Source organism: Mycobacterium sp. NGS15, from assembly GCF_059813245.1.
Map to the genome: position 1 here is coordinate 22583 of NZ_JCALEF010000008.1, position 22804 is coordinate 45386.

Here is a 22804-nt window from a genome sequence, read left to right on the forward strand (position 1 = left end):
CGCGTTCCAGGGCGCACTAGTCGCGCTCATCGCATACCCGGCCGGCCTGCTTATGAGCCGTGTCCAGAGTGAACGCCTTATCGAACATCGGTGGGCGCTGTGGGGCGTGCCGACCAGCTCGTACGGCGAGGCGCTGCGCGCGTCCTACGTCGGCGCCGTACCCACCGATCCGCAGGTGCGATCGTCTGCCGTGCGGTTCACACAGATACGCCAACGGCGAGCGTTGAGCCCGCTCACGATCTGGCTGGTTGCCGCCGGGTTCGCCGCGACAGCAGGCCTCGTGCGGTACACACTCCCCGGCGAGCACCCCTCCGCACCGTGGTTCGGATGCGTCGCGCTGCTCGCCGCGCTCGCGGTATCCGCATCGCTCCGAACCGGGATGCTGCGTCGGCGGCTCGCGCTGCTGGCTGGTGAATGCAAAACTCCGCCTCCAGAAGGAGACGGAGTTCAAGGCGCAAAACCTGCTGTGCTCCCCCGCTTGGACTCGAACCAAGAACCGTCCGATTAACAGTCGGAAGCTCTGCCAATTGAGCTACAGGGGACTACCCGGCTCGCCTCGGTTTGTAGCGCGAACCGAGGCATGACTTTAGCCTACGGGTAGGGGTGAAAGCCAAACCGGCCGCCAGGCCGTATCGCCCGCCTACGAGCGACAACAACAGAGTGCACAGGGTGTTGTCGCTCATAGTCGGGCACCAGGAAGCGTCCTGGCTCAGCCGTTCACAGGTGCGTCAGGCAGGATAGGGAGAACTTCTTAGTTGGTGGAGGGTTCGTGATTCGGGTTTTGTTGGTGCTGGCCGCTGGCTACGTGCTGGGTGCGAAGGCTGGTCGTCGCCGATACGAGCAGATCGTCAACGGGTATCAGGCCGTCACCGGCAGCCCCGCGACCAAGAAGCTGATCGAGATCAGCCGTCGTCGCCTGGCCAACTCACTGTCTCCCGACCCGCACATGGTGGAGCTCACACCGATCGACGAGACCACCATGATCTTGGAGCCGGAGCCTCAGCTCGACAACAAGTAGCGCCGCTACGCCGACAGATCGTCCCCGCTGACCTGCTCCACCAGGCTGCGCCGATACGCCTCCAGCGCCACCAGATCGCCGAACAGCGCGTGGTATTCGTCCGCGTGGTCCACCGGCGACATCCGCTGCAGCTTCGACTTGACCTCGGCCACCTGCCGTCCCACCCACACCTCTTGCAGCTTGGCCAGCACCGAGCCGATGTACCGCGGCAGCCGCTCTTCGTTGTCCACCTGGATGGCCTCGGCGGTCAGGGCATTGATCAGCATCACCTGGTTCTGCGACGACGCACTCTGGCGCACCTTGTCGATCCACTCTGCGCCGACGATCCCTGCCCCAGTGCCACCTGCCGTCTCGATGGCGGTGCGCACCGCCACATATCCGGGGTGGGTGAAGCTCTCGGCAGTCAGCGAGTCGAACACCGGTCCGGCGAAGGCCGGGAACTGCAGCGCCGCCTTGAGAGCTTCACGCTGCGGCCACAACGTCGGGTCCTTGGCGTCGGGCATGGCGGCTTTGGGTGCCGCGGCAGGTTCGGAACCGCGGGGACGACGGTCGGGCGAGACCGAACCGCCCTTCGCCGCCTTACCGGCCTCCTCACGCACCCGCGCGAGCACCTGGGCCACGTCATCCCACCCGACCCATCCGGCCAGCTGCCGGGCGTACTCGTCGCGCAGCGTCGGGTCCTTGATCTTGGCGACCATCGGCACACACCGTCGCAGCGCGTCCACGCGGCCCTCGGCGATCTCCAGATCCGAATCGGCCAGCGCCGTCCGGATCGCGAAGGCGAACAGCGGAGTGCGGCGCGCAACCAGATCACGCAACGCCCCCTCCCCTGACTTGAGCCGCAGGTCGCACGGGTCCATTCCGTCCGGCGCCACCGCGACATACGACTGGCCAGCCAGGTTCTGCTCTCCCTCAAAGGCTTTCAGCGCGGCGGCCTGACCGGCGGCATCCCCGTCGAACACGTAGATGAGCTCGCCGCGGAAGTATGAGTCGTCCATCATCAGACGCCGCAGCATCGAGAGGTGCTCGTCCCCGAAGGCGGTACCGCAGGACGCCACGGCGGTGGTCACCCCGGCCAGATGCATCGCCATCACGTCGGTGTAGCCCTCGACGACGACGGCCTGATGCCCCTTGGCGATATCGCGTTTGGCCAAATCCAGACCGAACAGCACCGAGGATTTCTTGTACAGCATGGTTTCCGGCGTGTTGACGTACTTGCCCGGCATGGTGTCGTCCTCGAAGATCTTGCGCGCCCCGAAGCCGATCGTCTCGCCGCTGCTGGCACGAATCGGCCACAACAGCCGCCGGTGGAACCGGTCCATCGGGCCGCGGCGGCCCTCACGGGACAGCCCCGCGGCCTCCAGCTCCTTGAACTCGAAACCCTTGCGCATCAAGTGCTTTGTCAGGGTGTCCCACCCCGAGGGCGCGTATCCGCAGCCGTATTGCTTGGCGGCGGCGCCATCGAAATTGCGCTCGGTCAGATATTGGCGTGCCGGCGCAGCCTCGGGCGAATCCAATGCGGCGGCATAGAACTCCTGCGCAGCGGCGTTGGCGGCGACGAGCCGCGCCCTGGTGCCACGGTCACGCTGCGCGGCCGTACCGCCACCCTCGTAGTTGATGGTGTAGTTGATGCGGTCGGCCAGCCGCTCGACGGCCTCCACGAAGCTGATGTGCTCGATCTTCTGGATGAAGGTGTAAGCGTCGCCGCCCTCACCGCAGCCAAAGCAGTGGAACTGGCCATGATTGGGCCGCACATGAAAGGACGGCGACTTCTCGTCGTGGAAGGGGCACAGCCCCTTGAGCGAGTCGGCCCCCGCGCGCTTGAGCTGGACGTAGTCGCCGACGATGTCCTCGATCCGGGTGCGTTCACGGATCGCCGCGATATCGCGATCAGGGATGCGTCCGGCCACCGAGCCAGCTTAGCCAACCGCGCGATCAGGCCCAGCTGGCTTGCACGCCCAGGCTGTCGCGGTCCACCCGCTCGAGCCGGCTTTCCGTGTACGAGGCGATCTGATCCACCACCACCCGGGTGCGCGCCGCGTCGTCCGCGGCGGCTTCGAACGCGGGTAAAAACACCGGATCCAGCGTGGCCGGAGCCCCCGCCGCCAGCCACTGCGCCACCCGATGGATGCGTTCACGCTGACGGGCCTGTACCGCGATATGCCGCGGATCGGACATGATGAATTGCAGCGCAAGCATTTTCAGCACCGCTACCTCGGCGGCAACCACTTCCGGCACGGTCAGCTGGGCCTCGAATCGAACCAGCGCCCCATCCCCGTCGACCGCACGGGTGGCCCCGATCGCGGCCGAGGCGAACCGGCCCACCAGTTCACTGGTCAGCCGCTTGAGGTTCGCCGACGCGCTCAAGGTGCCGTCATACGGACCGATCGCCGCGACCACCGGCAGCGTGGCCAAGCGCGCGGCGGCCTCCTCCAATGCCCCCTGCTCCAGCCCACCGAAGGACTTCACCCCCAGCTCCGCGAGCACCTGCGCCTCCCCCGGCGAGGCCAGCACCCGCAGATCGATGCGGCCGGAGATCACGCCGTCCTCGACGTCGTGCACCGAGTAGGCGACGTCATCGGACCAGTCCATGATCTGCGCTTCCAGGCAGCGCTGCCTGGGCGGCGCCTCGGCGCGCACCCACTCCAGGGCCGTCGCATCCTCGACGTAGGCGCCGAACTTTCCGCCGCCCACGGGACGCAGCCACGGATACTTCGTCGCCGCATCCAAGGACGCCCGCGTGAGATTGAGCCCCGCACTGTTGCCGTCCGCATCAACGACTTTGGGCTCCAGCCGGGTGAGGATGCGCAGATTCTGGGCATTGCCCTCGAACCCGCCGCAGTCGACCGCCACCTCGTCGAGGGCGCGTTCACCGTTGTGCCCATACGGCGGATGGCCGATGTCATGCGCCAGTCCGGCCAGGTCCACCAGGTCCGGGTCGGCACCCAACCCGGTCGCGATACCGCGGCCGATCTGCGCCACCTCCACCGAGTGCGTCAGCCGCGTGCGCGGCGTGTCACCCTCGCGTGGACCCACCACCTGTGTCTTATCCGCCAGACGCCGGAATGCGGCGCTGTGCAGGACGCGGGCCCGGTCGCGCGCGAAGTCCGTCCGGTAGTCCTGGGACTGCACGGCCGGAATCGCTGGGGTTCCCAGGAGGGCCGCCGTCTTCGGCGTCTCGGTGACGACGCGTTCACGGTCGACATCGGTGTAGGCGTCCTTATAGGCATCCCTATGGGCATCCCTGTAGTCATCCGTACGCATCGTGGGCACCAGTCTGCCAGGACGGGTCCAAGCGCCTCGCGAGGCATTAGATTGGCGACCATGCGTCTGCTGCGTGCCCTCGGAGGCCTGCTGGGAGTCATGATCGCGGTGCTCACGGTGTTTGCCCCGGCCCTGCTGCTGGCACCGGTGGCGAGCGCCGACCCGCCCTTCCGCATACCGAGCTATGTCACCGATCGGGCCGGGGCACTCAAGAACCCGACGAAGGTGCGCGCCGCCATCGACCAGCTCTACGACAAGCAGCATGTGCGGCTCTGGGTGGTGTACGTCAACGATTTCGACGGCGCCGATCCCGTGACATGGGCGGACAAGACCCTGAAGGCAAGCGGATTGGGCGATCGCGATGCCCTGCTGGCCGTGGCGACCCAGGAGCGCAGCTATGCCTTCCAAGTCGCCTCAGAGGTCAAGAACGTCAGCGACTCCGAGATCGAGGACCTGCGTACCAACACGATCGAACCCGCGCTGCGCTCATCGAATTGGGATGGCGCCGCCATCAACACCGCCAACGGCCTGGAATCGGCCGCCGCGTCGTCCACCTCGATTCCCTGGAAGCCGATCCTGGTCGCATTAGCCTTCGGCGCCGTCGTGGTCGGCGCCTTCATGCTGTACTCCTGGCTACGCAATCGATCCCGTCGCCGCGCGGAGATCGAGGCCGCCAAGGGTATCGACCCGACCAACGCCGAGGCCCTCGCCGCGCAATCGGTCGATGCACTCGACGGACTGTCGAAATCGCTTGTGGTGAATGTCGACAACGCGGTCCGCACCAGCGAGGCCGAGCTCACGCTGGCCGTCGAGGAATTCGGCACCGAACAGACCGCACCCTTCCAGCAGGCCGTCGATTCCGCGAAAAGGGCCCTGGCCCAGGCATTCTCCGTACGCAAACAGCTCGACGACGCGGTCCCGGAGACGCCGATGGAACAGCGCCGTCTGCTGATCGATGTCATCACGACGGCCGCACGCGCCGACCGCACCCTCGATGACCAGTCCAGTGCCTTTGACGCGTTGCGGAACCTGGTGATCAACGCGCCCACGAAGTTGGACACCCTGACCCAACACGTGGTCGCAACGACCGCCCGGGTGCCGGAGTCGCAGCGGGTTCTCGAGCAACTGCGCACCCAGTTCGATGCCGCCGCGCTGGCCTCGATTGCCGACAACATCACCGAAGCCACCGAACGTGTCACATTCGCCGACTCCCGGATTACCCACGGTCGAGAACTGGCGGCCCGCCCCATGGAGGGCCAGCAGATGAACCTCGTCGACGCCGTACGCGGCGCCGAATCGGCACTGGCCCAGGCCACTGCGCTCCTGGACGCAGTGGACAACGCCGCCAACAACATCCGGCGTGCCACCGATGCGCTGCCCGCGGCAATCGCGGACACCAAGTCGGGTATCGCCCAGGCCGAAGAACTCCAGCGGCAGGGCTCGGTGCCACGTGCCGACGAGCTGACGAAGGCCCACAACACCGCCGTCGCCGCCGTCGCCGATGCCGAACGCGTTGGATCCACCGATCCACTGACCGCCTTCACACACCTCGCCACGGCCGATGCCGAACTCGACAAGCTGCTGGCTGCCGTGCGGGAGGAGAAAGACGCCGCCGAACGCCGCGCCCGCGCGCTGGATCAGGCGATCACCAGCGCCCGCCAGAAGGTGAATGCGGTCAGCCAGTACATCGGCCTGCACCGTGGGGCCGTCGGCGCCGCCGCGCGGGGGTACCTCGCGGAAGCCGAGAGCAGCATCGCGACGGCCGAGACCGCCCGCCAGTCGGATCCGTCGAACGCCATTCTGTGGGCCAACCGGGCGACCGAACTGGCGACGCGCGCCGAAGGCGGTGCGGTACAAGAGGTGCGCGCGGCCCAGTCCTACTACAGCAACGGGTACGGCAACTACGGCGGTTCCGCCGGATACTCCGTCGCGGGCGATGTGGCCGGCAATGTCGCGGGTGCCGTGATCGGCGGCATCCTGCGGGGCATGCTCAGCGGCGGATCAAGCCACCACAGCTCCTGGTCCGGCTCCGGGTCGTCGTCCTACGGCGGGTCGTCCCGATCGTCCGGGTCAAGCTTCCGGGGTGGCGGCGGCCGCTTCTAGCAGGGCCACCTCTGCCCGAAATTCACCTAATTGCTTGACGGCACGCCGCTGGCGATGTGCAATATATTGCATGCCAGTACCGCTCTCTGAGGGTGTCGTAGCACGATCCCTGCTCCGCGACGATGCCTACAAAGCCCTGCGTAAGGCCATCGTGGACGGCACCCTGGCCCCCGGCGAGCGGCTGCGGGACGACGAGCTGAGCCGCTGGCTGGGCGTGAGCCGAACACCGATCCGGGAGGCCCTCGCTCGTCTGGAGCAGGCCGGTTTGGTGCAGACCCAACCGGGCCGGCACACCATCGTCAGCCCCGTCGACGTCCGGGAGGCACGCGCGGCACAGTCCGTCGCCGCGGCGATGCACGAGCTTGCCGTCCGGGAGGCGATCACCAACATCTCCGCCGGCGACCTCGCCGCGATGCGGCACGCTAACGCGCGCTTCGCCGCCGCACTCGACGCGCACGATCCCGATGCCGCGCTGACCGCGGACGACGAGTTTCATGCCATCGCCGTCGAGGCCAGTGCCAACCCCTACATCGCCGCGGTGCTCGAGCAGGTCACCCCCGTGCTGCGCCGCCTCGAGCGCATCCGGTTCGCCAGCCGCGACGGGCGCCACTCCGTGGCCCTGCACGAGCAGATCATCGCCCGGTGCGAGGCCGGTGACGGCGAGGGCGCCGGTCATGCCGCGCGCACCAATTGGCACACCCTCATCGCCGCACCGGAAGGCGCCGAGCACAAAGAACGCGGCGCCGGCTGAACACCGCTGCCCCACAACTCCATTCCGATCGCTGCCATTCCGAACACTGCCAGGAGAGCGCCTTGTCGATCCACGATTTCCCCCGCTACCCGCTGACCTTCGGGCCCAGCCCCGTCCACCCGCTGAAACGGCTGAGCCGACACCTCGGCGGCGCTCAGATCTGGGCCAAGCGCGAGGACTGCAATTCCGGACTTGCCTTCGGCGGTAACAAGACACGCAAGCTCGAATACATCGTCCCGGACATATTGGCCAGCGGCGCCGACACCCTGGTATCCATCGGCGGCTACCAGTCCAATCACACCCGGCAGGTGGCCGCCGTGGCGGCGGTGCTCGGTATGCGGTGCCACCTGGTCCAGGAGCACTGGGTGGACTGGGACGACCCGGTCAACGACAAGGCCGGCAACATCCTGCTCTCGCGGATCATGGGAGCCCAGACTCAGCTGGACCCCGCGGGCTTCGATATCGGCATCCGCGGGTCGTGGGAGGACGCACTGGCCGCCGTCGAAAAAGGCGGCGGCAAGCCCTATCCCATCCCGGCAGGCGCCTCCGAACACAAGTACGGCGGCCTGGGTTTCGCCAATTGGGCATATGAACTGGCCGCACAAGAACAGCAGTTGGGCGTGTTCTTCGACACCATCGTCGTGTGCACCGTTACCGGGTCAACGCACGCCGGCATGATCGCGGGATTCGCTGCGCTCGCCGATGCCGGCGGCCCGCCGCGCCGAGTACTGGGTATCGACGCGTCGGCCACTCTCCCGAAGACCGTCGAACAAGTCACCCGCATCGCCCGGCACACCGCACGCCAAATTGGTCTCGAACGCGACCTGAGCGCCCATGAGATCACCGTGCTCGAGGGCTGGGCAGGCGAAAAGTATGGCGTGCCTGTCGATTCCACCATCGAGGCGATCGAGCTGTGCGGGCGCCTGGAGGCGATGATCACCGACCCGGTGTACGAGGGCAAATCGATGGCAGGCCTGATCGACCTAGTCACCGACGGGACCATCGAGCGGGGCTCGAACGTCCTGTACGCCCACCTGGGCGGCCAGCCCGCCCTGAACGCCTACAGCGGCGTCTTCACCGGCTAGTCGGCATACCCGTCGGCGACGTTCAGTGCCTCGTCGATGATCGACAGCCCGCGCCGCAGATCCTCCTCGCTGATGATCAGCGGCGGTGCCACGTGCGTGCGGTTGAAGTGCGTGAACGGCCACAGGCCGTCCTTCTTGCATGCCGCCGCGAAGGCGTTCATCGGTGCGGCCGCCTCACCACTGGCATTGAACGGCACCAGCGGCTCGCGAGTGTCCTTGTTACGCACCAGCTCCACGGCCCAGAACAGGCCGCGGCCACGGATCTCGCCGACGCTCGGATGCGTCTGCACCCAGCGCTCAAGCTCCGGACGCACCACGCGCTCGCCGAGGTCGCGCACCCGCTCCAGGATCTTCTCGTCCTCGAACACCTTGATGGTCTCGACACCGACCGCGCAGGCCAGCGGATGACCGGAGTAGGTCAGCCCACCCGGGTACGGACGATGGTCGAAGCTGGTGGCGATGGCATCGGAGATCACCACACCGCCCAGCGGGACGTAACCGGAGTTGATGCCCTTCGCGAAGGTGATGAGATCCGGGGTGACGTCAAAGGCGTTGATGGCGAACCATTCCCCGAATCGCCCGAAGCCGACCATCACCTCGTCGGCGATGAACACCAGGCCGTACCGGTCGCAGATCTCCCGCACCCCGGCCAGGTAGCCCGGCGGGGGCACCAGCACACCGTTGGTGCCGACCACCGACTCCAGAATGATCGCGGCGATGGTGGGCGGGCCCTCCAGGTTGATCACCTGCTCCAGATGCTCCAGCGCCCTTTGGGTTTCCTGCTCGGGCGAGGTGGAGTGGAAGACCGAACGGTAGGCGTACGGACCGAAGAAGCGGACCACCGAGTTGTCACCCGGGTCGTTGGCCCAGCGGCGCGGCTCACCCGTCAGCGACATCGAGGTGGTGGTACCGCCGTGGTAACTGCGGTACGCGGCAAGCACCTTGCGGCGACCGGTGTGGTGGCGGGCCATACGTACCGCGTGTTCCACGGCCTCGGTACCACCGTTGGTGAAGAACACCTTGTTCAACGTTCCCGGCGCACGCTCGGCGACCAGCCGGGCAAGCTCACCGCGCACATCGTTGGCGAAGGCGGGCGCAATGGTGGACAGCCGGCCGGCCTGACGCTGAATGGATTCGACCAGACGCGGATGCTGATGTCCCAGATTGAGATTCACCAGCTGCGAGGCGAAGTCCAGGTACTCCTTGCCGGTGTAGTCCCAGAACGTCGCACCCGAACCGCCGGCAACCGGCAGCGGGTCGATGGCCGCCTGCGCGGACCACGAGTGGAAAACGTGTCCACGGTCGTCGGCGCGGACCTGCGCCTCGGCCGCCGGCGCCTCGATGGGCGCGCTGGCGGGATCGATTCCGATGTGATTCTGGACGTCAGTCATTTCTGCTCCTCGGCTAGCAGCCCTTGAGAGATTTGGCGAGATGATCGGCCACGCCGCCGATCGGAATACGCTGCTGTGTCATCTCGTCGCGGTCGCGAACGGTGACGGAGTCGTCTTCGAGCGAGTCGAAATCGACTGTGACGCAGAACGGGGTGCCGATCTCGTCCTGTCGACGATACCTGCGACCGATGGCACCGGCGTCATCGAAGTCGACATTCCAGCTCTGGCGCAGCTCGGCGGCCAGTGCCTTGGCGCGCGGGCTCAGGTCGGCGTTACGCGACAGCGGCAGCACCGCGACCTTGACCGGGGCCAGGCGCGGATCCAGGCGCAGCACGGTGCGCGTGTCCACACCGCCCTTGGCATTGGGGGCCTCGTCCTCGTGATAAGCATCGACCAGGAACGCCATGAACGAGCGGGTGAGACCTGCCGCGGGCTCGATCACGTACGGCGTGTAGCGGCGGTCCTCGGCTTGGTCGTAGTACGACAGGTCCTCACCGGAATGCTTTGAATGCGTGGACAAGTCGAAGTCGGTGCGGTTCGCCACACCCTCCAGCTCGCCCCACGGATTGCCGCTGAAACCGAACTTGTACTCGATGTCGACGGTGCCGTCCGAATAGTGCGACAGCTTCTCCTTCGGGTGGTCATAGAGCCGCAGGTTCTCCGGGTCGATACCCAGGTCGATGTACCACTGCAGCCGGGTGTCGATCCAATACTTGTGCCACTCCGGCGCCGTGGACGGCTCGACGAAGAACTCCATCTCCATCTGCTCGAACTCGCGCGTGCGGAAGATGAAGTTGCCGGGGGTGATCTCGTTGCGAAAGCTCTTGCCGATCTGGCCGATGCCGAACGGAGGCTTCTGGCGCGAGGTGGTGACGACGTTCTTGAAGTTCACGAAGATGCCCTGGGCGGTCTCCGGGCGCAGGTAGTGCAGCCCCTCTTCGGTCTCGATCGGACCGAGGTGGGTCTTGAGCATCATGTTGAAGTCGCGCGGCTCGGTCCACTGGCCCTTGTTGCCGCAGTCGGGGCACACGACCTCGGTCATCGAGACCGACTCGGGGTCCGTGAGACCTTCTTTCGCACCCTTTTTTTCCAGGTACGCCTCCTGCAGATGATCCTGACGGTGGCGCTTGTGACAGTTCAGGCATTCGACCAGCGGGTCGTTGAAGACCTCGACGTGACCGGAGGCAACCCACACCTGCCGGGGCAGGATTACCGAGGAGTCCAGGCCCACCACGTCGTCGCGGCTGGTGACGACCGAGCGCCACCACTGCTTCTTGATGTTCTCCTTGAGCTCCACACCGAGCGGGCCGTAATCCCACGCCGACTTGGTACCGCCGTAGATCTCGCCGCACGGGTACACCAGTCCCCGGCGCTTGGCGAGGTTGACGACAGCGTCAATATTGTTCACCGGCTTCTTACCGGCGGCGTTCGGCTTGGCGGCCACGATCTGCTCAGGCTCCTCTTGCAAGACTGCAGTAATTGACCTGAACAGCCTAAGGGCCGCGCAAAGCGCCTTTTACCTCGGTGGCTTCTAGCAGCTACTTCAGATGGTCCAGCAGGATGCCGTCGGGGCCGAAGTACTCGTCGCGCCACTTCTCCAGCAGGGGGCCGTGGTCGATGTCGTCGGGATGGAAGCCGGAGCGCAGGTAGCACCGGATCTTGGCACCGAGCCCGGCGAACAGCGGCGTACGCGGCAGGGTGACCACACTGCGGAGGGTCGCCGCGGGATGACGCCACGCCCACGGATCGGTGAAGATCGAGGCCAGCAGTATCAGCGTCCGACTCAGGAAGAGGGCCAGCGTGACGGCCATCGCCCCGATCCGCATGCGCTCGGTACCCCCGACGTGGCGATACACATCGAAGGCGACGGACTTGTGCTCCATCTCCTCGATGGCATGCCAGTTGAGCATCGCGCGCACCTCGGGATCGGTGAGCTGCTGCTGTATCCACGGGACACTGAGCACCTGCTCCCCGAGGATTGCCGTGAGATGTTCCACCGCGGCGGTCACTGCGAGCGCGGACCGGGCCACCCGATCCGGTAGCCGCTCTCTGTTCTGCTTCATTCGCTTGACCAGTCGCGCGCCCACCCGGTCCATGAGCCCGGTGGCCCAGTAGCCGCGGTGAACCAGCTGCGTGTTGAGCTCGCGGTGCTGGATGCCGTGGGTCATCTCCTGCCCGATGAATCCGGCCACCTGCTTCCTCAGCACGGGATCGACGATCTGGCTGTCATAGCGCCGCACCGACTGGATGAAGAGCTCCTCCCCCGAGGGAAAGAAGCCGGACAACAGGGCGACCAGATGGCTCATCGCGATATCGCCCGCGACGAAGTGCCGCTGCGAAGGTGACGCCCCGTCAAAGGTGAACGTGATCCGGCGGGTGTTCACCGCACGGGTAGCAGCAGACGGGGGACGGTCGTGCGCGTTGTTCACGGGCATCGTTACCTCGGTGGTTCGATCGGCAGCGCCGGGCCGCCGTAGGGCGTCGGGATGGTGTACCTCCCGCGCGGTGTCGGATCGGTGGTGGCGCCCAGGTCTGCGCCGGGAGGCGGGCCAGCGGTGTCGTCGCCCGCGGGGCGCGGGGCGTTCTTGGCGCCGCGCACCAGAACAGCGGGATCGTCGTCGCGGCAGTAGGTGTAAAGCGACGGCTCCGGGTAGTCGGCCGAAGACGGCGGGCGCCGCGGCGTGCCGTAGTCGCAGACGTAACGCGGGTACAGGTCGGCGGTCACCCATAGCCCGTGCTCATGCATGGTGCTGATGAACGCCTCCAGTGCCGAACCGCGATAGTCGGGGAACAGCCCGTTCAGCGCCGGCACCCGCACATACGACAGCCGTGCATTGGTGGCCAGGTTGGCCAGCAGCTGCACCATGGTGTCGGAGTTATCGGCGAACAGGTTGTCTGCGGCCCCCAGCACCCGTGGCGATTGGTCGATAAGTTTCCGGTAGCCGCCGTCCATCCTGTTGACGCCCGCCAGGGTGCCGCGCAGATTGCGTGCGGTAGCTGCGATGCCGCCGTTGACGTCGATCGCCGCCGTCAGCACCGTCCGGCTGTCTTTTATCGCGCTGACCGTCTCGGGCAGCACCGAGTCAAGGGTGGCGAGCAGGAACACCCCACCGTCGACGATCGACGTAAGCTTCTGTGGCCCTTCGGAACTCAGGCTCAGTTCCTTCTTGATGCGGTCGATCTTGGCCGGATCCACCTGGGCGAGAACACCATCGGCATGGACCAGCAGCTGCGCCGGGGTGACCGGGATGGCGGTGCGATCCCGGGTGATCACGTCCCCGGCGGACAGGAACGGGCCCGCATCCGATCCCGACGAGAAATCCAGGTACTGCTCACCGGCCGGGGACAGCCCGGAGACCCGCACCGTGCTGGAGGCGGGAACCCGAACACCACCGTCCACGTTCACCGTCGCGTTCACTCCCGCGCCGGTGAAGCTCAGCGAGTCGACCGCTCCGATACGCACCCCATGCAGTGTCACGTCTTGATTGGGCAGCAGGCCACCGGATTCGGCGAGCTGGATGGTCACCGGGTAACTCGACGCCAGCGGCCGCACGTGCAGCACCCCGACAAGCAGATAGGTCACCGAGACCGTCAGCATCATCAGCAGCGACAGGCCGCTGACCCAGGCGCGGCTCATCGGGTGGCCTCCTGCGCGGCGGGCCCTTGACCCACCACGCGCTCCTGCAGTCGCCACAGCGTGTATTTGAAGGTTCCCACGAGCTTGGCCCAGTCGTACCGCTTCGGGCCGTGGAAGCCGGGATCTCCCCCGAAACCGGCATCCGGGATAGCACCCAGCACCAGGCGGTCGATGCCGGCGCTGCCGGATATGGCCGAGCCCGCGGTGATCTTGATGAACGGTGCGTACAGCCGGTTCAGCGCGAGCAGGCTGGTTTCGGGATCCAGCACCACGTCATTCCAGGACCGGGAGATGGCATTCGCGTCGGCGACGACGCTGCGCCCGCTGGTATCGGTGCCCGCGATGGACGGAAACTTGCTCAGCTCGCTGGCGGTATCGCCCAGCAGCAGAACCAGATTCGAGATCTGATCGGCATTGTCCCGCAGGGTCGCGGTGGCCGGGGCCGCCGCGTGCAGTACCTCGGCGAGTGTGTCACTCTTGCCGTCGAGCGCCTCGGCCAGCTGAGCCGTCTCGGTCATCGCGGCGTCCAGCTGTCCGGACCGCGCATTGAGCTTGCCCAGCAGCTCATTCGACTTTCCGATCATGCGCCCGAAGGCTTGCCCGTCCTGCCCGGCAGCCCTGCCCGTGCCGTTGACGACGTTGGTGAGGTTATGCACCGCACCGCCGTTCACGAGAATCGCCGCCGAGCTGAGCACCGATTCCACGGTCGCGGCCGCCCCGGTCCGGTCGATCGGGATGGTGTCGCCGTCGGCAAGCATGCCGCCGACGTATTGTTCCGGTGGCGCGATGGCCACGAACACATCACCGAGCGGTGTCGCGGTGCGCAATTGCGCCGTACTGCCGATCGGAAGCGTGACGTCATGCCGGATACGCAGGGTGGTCACGGCGCTGAAATCGCGGGCCGCCATGGATTCCACCTCGCCGATATCGGCGCCGGCGAGTTTCACCTTGGCGCGCTCGGGCAGATTCAGTGCATTCGCGAAGACCGCGGTCAGCCGGTAGCCCCCGGCGCCCAATCCCGGTGCCGGCAGTGGCAGGTCGGCCAGCCCCGTGGTGGAACACCCCGCACAGAGAAACACCACAGCCGTCAATGCCGATAGCCTGTGCCCCATCACTTCTGCCCCATCGCGGCGAGACCGTCGAGCATGTAGGTCAATCCGAAGTCGGGTCCGTAGTCCTGCAATGTCCCTGTGCTGCAGCCAAGCTGGCGCAGCCCCAGCAGATTGCAGATCTCCTTGGCCATCTGCCCGTCGAAGACCATGCGGTCGGCCAGAAAGTGCGCGCGGATGGCACCGTTGCGCTGGTCGATGGCGTTATACAAGTTGTCGGCCATCAGTGGCAGCACGTCAAAGAACTCGGCGAGCTCGCGCTGGCGGTCGTACACCGTCTGGATACTCTTGTTGCCGTTCGCAATACCGCGGGCAATAGCATCCCGGTGGGCCTGCAGGATGTTGCCCGTCTGCTCGATGACCTCGTTGAACTGCCGGCCGGTGCTCCCCGAACCGAAACTCTCGCGTGCCAGGATGTCGCTGAGCTGACGCACAGTGGAACCGAACTGCCGCAGACTCGTATCGTTGCGGGCCGCCGCGTCCAACAAGCCGCTGACATTCTTGACGATGGCGGTCATCTGTTCGCGGGTGTGTGCCCCACCATCGGCACCCAGACGCAATGCCCGGGACAGCTCGTCCAATGCCGTCTTGATCCGGTCGCCGTTCCCGGCCGCAACGCCGTCACCGGCATTGAGCACCGCGGCGATGGGGCCGCCGCCGGTGCTGTCACCGTGCAGGGAGCCCGACAGCTTGTCGAGCATGCCCAGCACGCGGTCGAATTCGACGGGTGTCTTGGTGCGGTTCAGGCCGATGGTGTCGTGGTCGCGCAGCGTCGCCCCGCCGCGATACGGCGGTGACAGCTCGATCTGGCGGTCGGTCAGAATCGACGTCGAGAGGGTGACGGCCTGGACATCGGCAGGGATCTTGACCTTCCTGTCGACGGTGAACTCCACCTCGGCGTATCCGCCTCTCGCGGTGATCTTAGAGACCTGCCCCACCGGCATACCGAGCACGGCGACCACATTTCCGGGATAAAGACCAGCAGCACTGTCGAATTGGGCCGTCACCGTGATGGCCCTACCGCCTCCCGTGACGGACCAGGCGGCGCCCACTGTCGTCGCGGTGATGACGAACAGCCCCAGGCCGACCAGGAGTAGTTGGCGAATCTTGGTCACTGGCAGTCCTTCACGTACTCGATCATCCCGAATTGCTTGGCGCGGCCACTGATCGCGCACATCCACGAGTCAATGAGGGCGCCCCCGGGCGGGTTGCCCTCGACCGCGTTGCCGAATCCGGTGGCGTTGGCGATCTCCCGGACGGTCACGGGCGCTATCTGGAGCAGGTTGCGCAACAAGGCATCCTGCTCGGCGAGCTTGCCGCTGAGCTCCTCCATGGTGTGGATGACACCGTCGAGTACCCGGTGGTCATCGACAACGATGCTGCGCAGCGAGTCCACGATGCTCTGCAGCGAGCGCATCATCGCGTGGAAAGCCGCCGAGCGCGCCACGAACTCCCCCACCAGTTCCTGCCCCTGGCGGATGAATGTCCCGATATCGGATTGCTGACGGCGCAGCATGCCGGTGACCTTCTCGGTATTGGCCAGCAATGTGCCGAGCTGATCGCGTCGCTGCGCGATGACCGAAGACAACGCACGTACGTTCTCCATGGCCTGCGGCACCACGCTCGGCAGACCGTCGAGCTGGGAGCCCAGGACGTTCAACGAGGAGGCGATGCGGTCGGCATCCACCTGTTCGAAGGTGCGAGTGGAGTCGGCGAGCGCTGCCTGCAGGTCGTAGGGAACCTCGGTGTGCGGCAGATCGATCCGCCGCCCCGCGAGCGTGCCGGTGCCTGCCGGGCGCAGGTCGACGTACCGAGAGCCGAACAGCGTGGTGATCTTGATCGCCGCCCGCGTATCGCTACCCACCGGGACGTGGTCGCGGACCCGGAAGGTGGCCTCGACGCGGTCGCCGGCCAGCCGCACACCGGTCACCGACCCGACCTGCACCCCCGCGATGGTGACGATGTTTCCCGGCCGCAGCGCAGCGGCCTGCAGGAACTCGGCGGTGAACTGCCGGTATCCGATCCCTAGCTCCTTTACCAAGAGCAGTGTGGTGATGAGCACCGCGACGACCGCCACGGCGACAACACCGAGCCAGGTCTTGTTGTAGGAGTCCAGCGGCCTCCGCACAAAGGTACGAATAGCGGAAAGACGCCGCGGCCTCATGGTCTCAGCCGCCATCGCCGGCATTCCTGCATCGCGCCGTGTGTTTGGCCTTGCCGCCCGGTGTGGCCGCGTCGACGATGATCGGGACGACGTCGTTGAGCCCGGGGAAGAATCCGTACGCGTTCACGTCGCAGGCATAGGCATTCATGTAGGCGCCCTCCCCGAACATGCGCGCCAGGCCCTTGAGGAACAGCGGTGTGTTGAGTCCGGTGTAGGCGATCTGCGGCTCGATGTCGAGCATGTGCCGGGTGTAACCGGGCTCGCGCGTGAGCAACTCGTGCAGTGGCGGGTTCACATCGTGAGCAATCTGCGACAGGTTTCTGACCACCGTGGTCATCTTGCCCACGGAGGACACCAGCTCGGGTCTGCGGCCGTCGAACTGACCGACCACCGCACGGGTCGCGGCGATCGCCTCCTCGAAGTCCCTGTTCTGCGCCGCCAGGCTGCCCACCACCCGGTCCAGGCTCCCGATCACGTGGTCCAGAGCGTCATCGCGCCCCGTGAATGTCTTTGTCAACGTGGATGTCTGGTCCACGAGCGTCGCAAACGCGGCGGTGTCCCCCTGCAGGGAGCCGATGACCGCCTGGGTCAGGTTGTTCACCTGAGCAGGGTCCAGCACCGCGAAAAGGGGCTCGTACCCATTGAGCAGAATGCCGATATCGAAGGAGGGCTCGGTGCGCTCGACGGGGATGATGCCGCCCGGGGCCAGCAGGCCACCGTGCCCCGAGTGGCCCTGCGCCAGTGCGAGATACCGCTGACCGACGATGTTCTGATAGGTCACCGATGCGGTGGTGCTGTCGGGGAGCCGCTGGCCGTCCTGGACGGCGAAGCTCACCTTCGCGAGTGTCCCGTTGAGCTCGATGCCCTGGACTCTGCCCACACGGACCCCGGCAATACGCACGTCGTCACCCTCGCGCAGCCCGAATGCATCGGTGAACATCGCGGCGTAGGAGATGGTCGAACCCCTGACGTCGCGCCGCAGCGTGACGTAGACCAGCCACGTCAACACCGTGGTGATCACCAGGAAGATGGCGAGGCCGATGACGGGACCACGCAAACTCGCGGTTGCCGAACGCCTCATCGGTTGCCTTCCTCGTGGTGCGCGTCCTGGTTTCGGGTGACGGCGGTGCCGCGGGCAATCGGACCGAGCATGAGCTGATCCGCCGCCGTTGCCGGCTGCCCCAGGATCCGGTCCAACTGGCTCCGTTCCTGGACACTGCCGACGGGCCCCACATTCCCGCCGAAAGATGCCGGTGCGACCGCGGTTTCGTCCGGGACTGCGCTTCCGGGTACCGGTGGAGCCGGACTGAGCCACGGTGGCACCGGCGGATTGGGATCACGCAGGTCCGGGTTGGGGTTCACCAGCGGCGGCCCGACCGCGACCAGGTTGCCATTGGGGCCCACCACCGTGCCCCGCGGCGGGGCCAGATTGGCCGGGGGCTGATAATTCTGGGGTAGCAACACCTCGGGAAGGTCGGGCCGCACCGCGATCTGGGGAGCGGTAAAACAGCTGGGCGCCTTCAGCTCTCCGTAGCGTGGACAGTCGGCGCGGGTATAGGTGTACGACGGGGTGAAGGACAGATTCACCCGCCCGCGGGCGGTGGCCAGTTCCGGGTCCCACACCTCCTGGAAGAAGGTGTCCGAGAACTTGGTGATGCGCCGGGTGATCGGCACGAAGTGCTCGGCGTTGTCGGCCAGCACGCCCAGCACCGGCGTCAGGTCGGTGGTGATCTGGATCAGCTGGTCGGTGTGGTTGCGCAGCGACTCCACGGTGGTACCGGTGGTGTGCACCCCGGCGCCGATGAACGTACGCAACTGGTCCCGTTTCTCGGCGAGGGTGCGCATGGGACCCACCGCCTGGTGCAGGGCATCCATCAGATCCGGTGCGGTCTGCGAGAGCCCGCGTGCCGCGTCGACGAGCGCCGACACCGTGGAAGGCCCCTGGTCCGTCGCCACGATGGCGTTGAGCTGATCCAGGATGCGGTCGAGTTGCGCTGCACTGGTGAGCAGTTCGGTGCGACGATGATTGGTGGCCGCACCGACGGCCGCCAATATCCCGACGGTGTCGTCCTCGCGGCCGCGGCCTACCGCGGAGAGGATCTCGCGCAGCTTGTTCACCGTCGTCTGGAACAGCACGGTCGGTAGCCGGGTGTCCTCGGCGATATGCGCCCCGTCGCGAACGGGTGCACCGGACCCGTGGTCGACGAGTTGCAGGGCCGAGACGGCGAAGACATTGCTCGGTACCACGCGCGCGGTGACGGTCGCGGGGATCGACCTCGCGTACCCGGGCTTGAGCCGCAAATACACCCGATTGGGTTGTGCGCCGGCCCCGGGGGTGACGCTGTCCACCGCACCGACGAGTACGCCCCGGTACTTCACATCCGACCGCGGCGGCAGCCCGTCGCCGACGTTGTGGAGCTCGGCGACCACGTTGACGTACCTGTCCAGCACTCCCGTCGACTTGATCAACAGGGCCGATGTGATCACGGCGACTGCGACCAAGGCCGCTCCCCCACGCGTCAGTAGCTGCCGCCGCGTGAAGACGACACCGTCCAGGTCATAATGAGTACCAACGTGATTCGTCACATCATCCCCCGAACCTGGCGCCAGAGTCGACACTCCACAGCGCCATGGTGAGCAGCATGTTGACGACGATCACCGCGGTGATGCTGGCACGCATCGCGTGCCCTGCCGCGATACCGACGCCCTCCGGTCCGCCGTCGGCACAGAACCCGTAATAGCACTGCACGGCCGAGGCTATCCAGACGAAGACGATGGCCTTGAGAACCGAGTACAGGATGTCCGTGCCGCTGGACAACAACGTGAAGTAGTGCAGGTACGGGCCCTGCGAGCCGCCGCTGACAATGCCTACCATGACCTGGCAGGACAGATAACTGATCGTCAGACACGCCACGTACAACGGGATGATGGCCACCACGGAAGCCAGCAGGCGTGTCGTCACGAGGTACGGAATCGGCCGGATGGCAAGGGAATCCATCGCGTCCACTTCTTCGGCAATGCGCATCGACCCGAGCTGGGTGGTGAAGCGGCATCCCGCCTGCACGGCGAAGGCCAAGGCGGCCATGATCGGAGCGAGCTCGCGGGTGGTCACCAACGAGGAGATGACCCCCGTCGCCGGGCCCAGGCCCATCAGTTCCAGGAAGTTGTAGCCCTCGATCGCGACCAGGGCGCCGGTGGTGACGCCGAGCACCAGCACCACACCGGCCGTCCCCCCACCGACAACGATCGACCCGTTGCCCCAGGTGATATCGGAAAGCAAGCGCAGGAATTCACGCCGGTAACGGCGCAGCGCAATCGGGATCGCCAGGAAGGCATGCAGGAAGAAGGTGACCATATGGCCGAACCGCGCCAATGGTCCCATCGCGGCGTCGGCGCGGAACACCATGGGCTGCAACAGCGCCCGAGGAGCCGGGAGGGTGGCGGTCATAGCACACCCCGCGGGAACAACATGGTGTAAACCTGGCTGACTACAACGTTGACGACCATCAGCAGCAGCACCGATTCCACGACGGCCGCGTTGACCGAATTGGCCACCCCGGTCGGTCCGCCGTGCGCGGCCAGCCCCTTCTGACAGGCGATCACCGCCACGATGGCGCCGTACACCGCGGCCTTCGACAAGGCCAGCAGCAGGTCCCCCGTGGTTGCAAAGGATGCGAAGGTGGCGACGAAACTCCCTGGGGCACCGCCCTGTACATACACGTTGAACAGATAGCTGGCCAGGAACCCGACAAAACAGACCACGCCGGTCAGCGCAATACCGACGACGATCGCCGCCGCGAAGCGCGGCACCACCAGACGCCGCACCACCGACACCCCCATGACCTCCATGGCCGCGGTCTCCTCCCGCATGGTCCGGCAGCCGAGATCGGCGGTCATCGCCGAGCCCACCGCCGAGGCCAGCAATATGGCCGCCACCAATGAGGCGGCCTGCCGCACCACGGCCAGCCCGCTAGCCGCACCGGCCAGTGAGGTCGCACCGACCTGACCTGACAGCAGCGCGAACTGGATGGAGAGCGTGACCCCGATGGGCAGTGCCACCAGCACCGTCGGCATCACGGCGGTTCCTGCCATGAACGCCGCCTGCCGCACGAACTCCGCCCACTGGAACCGGCCCGTCACCAGGTCGGTCGCGAAGTACCGCAGCGTATGCGCACCGAGGACGAACTGTTCGCCTACGGTGGTGAGTGCGGCAATCGGATGGTGCCGCAGGTACCGGGCACCGCCATCACCCAGCGTGCGAAGCCCTTCGGGCATCCAGGTGCGGGCATTGTGCCTCGCCGCCTGAAGATTCTCCCGTGCCGTCATCGGGCCGGTTCACACCTCTTCAGCCGTTCGGAGGTCTCCCGCCGCCGCAGCTTTCCCGAGGATGTCTTGGGGATCCACCCGGCCGGAACCACGTGGACATCGCGCGGGCTCACCCCCAGACTGCGGTACACACGGTCGGCCACCTCGGCACGGATGCGTGCACTCTCGGCATCGTCGGCATGCAGCGCCGATTCGGCCACCATCGCGAACCCCTCGCCCGCCGCAGCGGTGGACAGACGTACCGCGGCGACACCACCGGACTTCACACCCGGGACGCCCGCGACCGACCGCTCGATGTCTTCGGGGTGCACATTGCGACCCGAGATGATCAGGATGTCCTTCTTGCGGCCACAGATCACCGGCTGCCCGTCCTCGGTGAGGTACCCGATATCGCCGGTGGACAACCAGCCCTGTGCGTCGAGCATCGGCTCGAACCCCTCCGCGGTGCGGTATCCGGCGGTCACGTTCTCTCCCCGGATCTCAAGCTCACCGATCGTCTCCGCGGGCAGCACCGAGCGGTCCTCGGCCACCACCCTCACCTCACAGCCGGGCAGCGGAAGGCCCAGTGCCACACGGGCGCTGGCCTCTTCACCCTGGACGGCGACGAGGTCAGGATGCGGCGGACACACCCGGTAGCCCTCGCCGCGCCGAACAAAAGAGACCGCCAAGGTGGCCTCAGCCATGCCGTACGCGGGGACGATGGCGTCGGCGCGCATACCGAACCGGGCGCCCTCGGTGGCGAATCGTTCCAGTGTCGCGACATCGATGGCCTCGGCACCGCTGAGTGCGAACCGTAGCGAGGACAGGTCGTAGGCACCCTCCGGTGCCTTGCGCAGACGTCGGGCCAGCAGTGAATACGCGAAATTGGGCCCCGCCGTCATACTGCCGCGGTACCTGCTGATCAGTTCCGCCCACAGCAGCGGGTCACCGAGGAAATCCATCGGAGTCACGCTGACGGTATTCATCCCCCGGCACATCGGGACGATCAAGTAACCCATCATGCCCATGTCGTGGAACAGCGGTAGCCAACTCACCACGACATCGGACGCTGGATCGGCGCCCGAAGCGTCGACCATCGCCCGCAGATTGGCCTCGATGTTGCGATAGGTGATGCTGACCGCCTTCGGCGTGCCGGTGGACCCGGAGGTCAACTGCAGGAAGGCAATGTCGTCCTGGTCGGTAACGATGATCTCCCCCGGTGCGCCGGTCAGCAGGTCCGGAAGCTCCAGCGCGCGAGCACCGACGGCCGCGAATTGCCCGGCGGCCCCGAGGAACGGGTCCCCCACGATCACGGTCGCCGAACCCACCGCGGCCAGCGCCTTGGCGGTGTCCGCGATCCACAGCTGCATATCGGACCGGTGCGTGGGCTGGTGCAACATGGTCACCGAGGCACCCGACATCCAGATGCCTTGTACCAAAGGTGCGATTTCACCTGGGGCACCGGCCAATACGGCCACCGCGTCACCCGCTCGCACACCCGCCGCCTGCAGGGCACCGGCGATACGCAGCCCCTGCTGGTGCACATCGGCCCACGCCGTGGTGCCCAGTTCGGCCAGCCGCGATGTGCCGTCGGGTCCGATCGGTGCGCAGGTCAGGCCGCGTTCGTTGACGGCACTGGCCCGCAGTCTGTCCAACACCGGGTTCGATATCGGAGGTTCTTCGCGCAAGCGGCTCATCACAAACGACTCTCCACCAGTTCGATCAACGCCCCGAGCGTCTTGCACTCGAAGACATCGTCCTTAGTCAGCTGAATACCGAAGCGGCCCTTGATCTCCGATACTCCCACCGCGAACGACAGCGAATCGAATCCGAGATCCCCCACCAGTTCGGAGAAGTCGTTGACGTCCGCCGTGGGCATCTCGAGTTCCTCGGCGATGAACTCGATGAGGAACTCGCGGACTTGTGATGAGTCGCTTGCGCGAAGAACGTCGGGGCCTGAGGTAGTTTCCATTTTCT

General features: G+C 66.3%; 20 protein-coding genes and 1 tRNA gene. 4 read left to right on the forward strand and 17 right to left on the reverse strand.

What is annotated here, in order from left to right; translation table 11 throughout:
* Positions 1 to 16: 16 nt before the first annotated feature.
* Positions 17 to 451, reverse strand: coding sequence for a hypothetical protein (locus AC5Y5C_RS23025; RefSeq protein ID WP_499976825.1), 435 nt, complete (start codon positions 449 to 451; stop codon positions 17 to 19).
* An 18-nt stretch (positions 452 to 469) separates the two neighbouring features.
* Positions 470 to 542: transfer RNA gene (locus AC5Y5C_RS23030), tRNA-Asn, on the reverse strand.
* 227 nt (positions 543 to 769) lie between these two features.
* On the opposite strand from AC5Y5C_RS23030, the gene AC5Y5C_RS23035 reads away from it, so the two are divergent.
* Positions 770 to 1018: a hypothetical protein gene (locus AC5Y5C_RS23035; RefSeq protein WP_030095233.1), complete on the forward strand. Its 249-nt coding sequence runs from the start codon at positions 770 to 772 to the stop codon at positions 1016 to 1018.
* Positions 1019 to 1023: 5 nt separating this feature from the next.
* On the opposite strand, the gene dnaG is transcribed toward AC5Y5C_RS23035, so the two are convergent.
* Entirely contained in the window at positions 1024 to 2928 is a 1905-nt protein-coding gene (dnaG, locus tag AC5Y5C_RS23040; RefSeq protein ID WP_499976827.1) for a DNA primase, read from the reverse strand.
* Between the two features lie 25 nt (positions 2929 to 2953).
* Positions 2954 to 4282, reverse strand: a complete 1329-nt coding sequence (locus tag AC5Y5C_RS23045) for a deoxyguanosinetriphosphate triphosphohydrolase (RefSeq protein ID WP_499976829.1) — start codon at positions 4280 to 4282, stop codon at positions 2954 to 2956.
* Positions 4283 to 4342: 60 nt separating this feature from the next.
* On the opposite strand from AC5Y5C_RS23045, the gene AC5Y5C_RS23050 reads away from it, so the two are divergent.
* The 3 genes from AC5Y5C_RS23050 (at position 4343) to AC5Y5C_RS23060 (ending at position 8221) form a co-directional block, all read left to right on the forward strand.
* Positions 4343 to 6385, forward strand: coding sequence for a TPM domain-containing protein (locus AC5Y5C_RS23050; RefSeq protein ID WP_499976831.1), 2043 nt, complete (start codon positions 4343 to 4345; stop codon positions 6383 to 6385).
* 70 nt (positions 6386 to 6455) lie between these two features.
* Positions 6456 to 7136 carry a GntR family transcriptional regulator gene (locus AC5Y5C_RS23055; protein WP_499976832.1) on the forward strand — a complete coding sequence of 227 codons (681 nt, stop codon included), beginning with the start codon at positions 6456 to 6458 and terminating at the stop codon, positions 7134 to 7136.
* Positions 7137 to 7198: 62 nt separating this feature from the next.
* Entirely contained in the window at positions 7199 to 8221 is a 1023-nt protein-coding gene (locus AC5Y5C_RS23060) for a 1-aminocyclopropane-1-carboxylate deaminase (RefSeq protein ID WP_499976834.1), read from the forward strand.
* On the opposite strand, the gene AC5Y5C_RS23065 is transcribed toward AC5Y5C_RS23060, so the two are convergent.
* From AC5Y5C_RS23065 to AC5Y5C_RS23125, 13 genes are all read right to left on the reverse strand, one after another.
* Positions 8218 to 9612 (reverse strand): aspartate aminotransferase family protein, encoded by a 1395-nt coding sequence (locus tag AC5Y5C_RS23065; RefSeq protein WP_499976835.1) that lies wholly within the window; start codon positions 9610 to 9612, stop codon positions 8218 to 8220. The two genes, AC5Y5C_RS23060 and AC5Y5C_RS23065, sit on opposite strands and share 4 nt — an antisense overlap.
* 13 nt (positions 9613 to 9625) lie before the next feature.
* Entirely contained in the window at positions 9626 to 11056 is a 1431-nt protein-coding gene (locus AC5Y5C_RS23070; protein ID WP_499976837.1) for a glycine--tRNA ligase, read from the reverse strand.
* A gap of 94 nt (positions 11057 to 11150) precedes the next feature.
* The gene (locus tag AC5Y5C_RS23075; protein WP_499976839.1) at positions 11151 to 12047 is read right to left on the reverse strand and encodes a metal-dependent hydrolase; all 897 of its coding nucleotides are present in this window, start codon (positions 12045 to 12047) and stop codon (positions 11151 to 11153) included.
* 2 nt (positions 12048 to 12049) lie between these two features.
* Positions 12050 to 13249, reverse strand: coding sequence for an MlaD family protein (locus tag AC5Y5C_RS23080; protein ID WP_499976841.1), 1200 nt, complete (start codon positions 13247 to 13249; stop codon positions 12050 to 12052).
* On the reverse strand, positions 13246 to 14361 hold the full coding sequence (locus tag AC5Y5C_RS23085; protein WP_499976842.1) for an MCE family protein: 1116 nt from the start codon (positions 14359 to 14361) through the stop codon (positions 13246 to 13248). The genes AC5Y5C_RS23080 and AC5Y5C_RS23085 overlap by 4 nt, the downstream gene beginning before the upstream one ends.
* Positions 14361 to 15473 (reverse strand): MCE family protein, encoded by a 1113-nt coding sequence (locus AC5Y5C_RS23090; RefSeq protein ID WP_499976844.1) that lies wholly within the window; start codon positions 15471 to 15473, stop codon positions 14361 to 14363. The genes AC5Y5C_RS23085 and AC5Y5C_RS23090 overlap by 1 nt, the downstream gene beginning before the upstream one ends.
* The gene (locus AC5Y5C_RS23095; RefSeq protein ID WP_499976846.1) at positions 15470 to 16537 is read right to left on the reverse strand and encodes an MCE family protein; all 1068 of its coding nucleotides are present in this window, start codon (positions 16535 to 16537) and stop codon (positions 15470 to 15472) included. The genes AC5Y5C_RS23090 and AC5Y5C_RS23095 overlap by 4 nt, the downstream gene beginning before the upstream one ends.
* Positions 16527 to 17603 (reverse strand): MCE family protein, encoded by a 1077-nt coding sequence (locus AC5Y5C_RS23100; RefSeq protein WP_499976847.1) that lies wholly within the window; start codon positions 17601 to 17603, stop codon positions 16527 to 16529. The genes AC5Y5C_RS23095 and AC5Y5C_RS23100 overlap by 11 nt, the downstream gene beginning before the upstream one ends.
* Entirely contained in the window at positions 17600 to 19141 is a 1542-nt protein-coding gene (locus tag AC5Y5C_RS23105; protein WP_499976849.1) for an MlaD family protein, read from the reverse strand. The genes AC5Y5C_RS23100 and AC5Y5C_RS23105 overlap by 4 nt, the downstream gene beginning before the upstream one ends.
* Positions 19110 to 19970 (reverse strand): MlaE family ABC transporter permease, encoded by an 861-nt coding sequence (locus tag AC5Y5C_RS23110; RefSeq protein ID WP_499976850.1) that lies wholly within the window; start codon positions 19968 to 19970, stop codon positions 19110 to 19112. Before AC5Y5C_RS23110 ends, AC5Y5C_RS23105 begins: the two co-directional genes overlap by 32 nt.
* Positions 19967 to 20797: an MlaE family ABC transporter permease gene (locus AC5Y5C_RS23115; protein WP_499977031.1), complete on the reverse strand. Its 831-nt coding sequence runs from the start codon at positions 20795 to 20797 to the stop codon at positions 19967 to 19969. The genes AC5Y5C_RS23110 and AC5Y5C_RS23115 overlap by 4 nt, the downstream gene beginning before the upstream one ends.
* Before the next feature lie 47 nt (positions 20798 to 20844).
* A complete protein-coding gene (locus tag AC5Y5C_RS23120) occupies positions 20845 to 22527 on the reverse strand; it encodes a fatty acyl-AMP ligase (RefSeq protein ID WP_499976851.1) in 1683 nt (560 codons plus the stop codon).
* Positions 22524 to 22799, reverse strand: a complete 276-nt coding sequence (locus AC5Y5C_RS23125; RefSeq protein ID WP_499976853.1) for an acyl carrier protein — start codon at positions 22797 to 22799, stop codon at positions 22524 to 22526. Before AC5Y5C_RS23125 ends, AC5Y5C_RS23120 begins: the two co-directional genes overlap by 4 nt.
* Positions 22800 to 22804 lie beyond the last annotated feature (5 nt).

What these genes read in the sequence shown, in the direction of transcription:
- AC5Y5C_RS23100 (WP_499976847.1), bottom strand. Translation starts at nt 17,603, where the DNA reads ATGAGGCGTTCGGCAACCGCGAGTTTGCGTGGTCCCGTCATCGGCCTC.
- AC5Y5C_RS23065 (WP_499976835.1), bottom strand. Translation starts at nt 9,612, where the DNA reads ATGACTGACGTCCAGAATCACATCGGAATCGATCCCGCCAGCGCGCCC.
- AC5Y5C_RS23080 (WP_499976841.1), bottom strand. Translation starts at nt 13,249, where the DNA reads ATGAGCCGCGCCTGGGTCAGCGGCCTGTCGCTGCTGATGATGCTGACG.
- AC5Y5C_RS23085 (WP_499976842.1), bottom strand. Translation starts at nt 14,361, where the DNA reads ATGGGGCACAGGCTATCGGCATTGACGGCTGTGGTGTTTCTCTGTGCG.
- AC5Y5C_RS23050 (WP_499976831.1), top strand. Translation starts at nt 4,343, where the DNA reads ATGCGTCTGCTGCGTGCCCTCGGAGGCCTGCTGGGAGTCATGATCGCG.
- AC5Y5C_RS23075 (WP_499976839.1), bottom strand. Translation starts at nt 12,047, where the DNA reads ATGCCCGTGAACAACGCGCACGACCGTCCCCCGTCTGCTGCTACCCGT.
- AC5Y5C_RS23045 (WP_499976829.1), bottom strand. Translation starts at nt 4,282, where the DNA reads ATGCGTACGGATGACTACAGGGATGCCCATAGGGATGCCTATAAGGAC.
- AC5Y5C_RS23115 (WP_499977031.1), bottom strand. Translation starts at nt 20,797, where the DNA reads ATGCCCGAAGGGCTTCGCACGCTGGGTGATGGCGGTGCCCGGTACCTG.
- AC5Y5C_RS23055 (WP_499976832.1), top strand. Translation starts at nt 6,456, where the DNA reads ATGCCAGTACCGCTCTCTGAGGGTGTCGTAGCACGATCCCTGCTCCGC.
- AC5Y5C_RS23095 (WP_499976846.1), bottom strand. Translation starts at nt 16,537, where the DNA reads ATGGCGGCTGAGACCATGAGGCCGCGGCGTCTTTCCGCTATTCGTACC.
- AC5Y5C_RS23125 (WP_499976853.1), bottom strand. Translation starts at nt 22,799, where the DNA reads ATGGAAACTACCTCAGGCCCCGACGTTCTTCGCGCAAGCGACTCATCA.
- AC5Y5C_RS23110 (WP_499976850.1), bottom strand. Translation starts at nt 19,970, where the DNA reads ATGACCGCCACCCTCCCGGCTCCTCGGGCGCTGTTGCAGCCCATGGTG.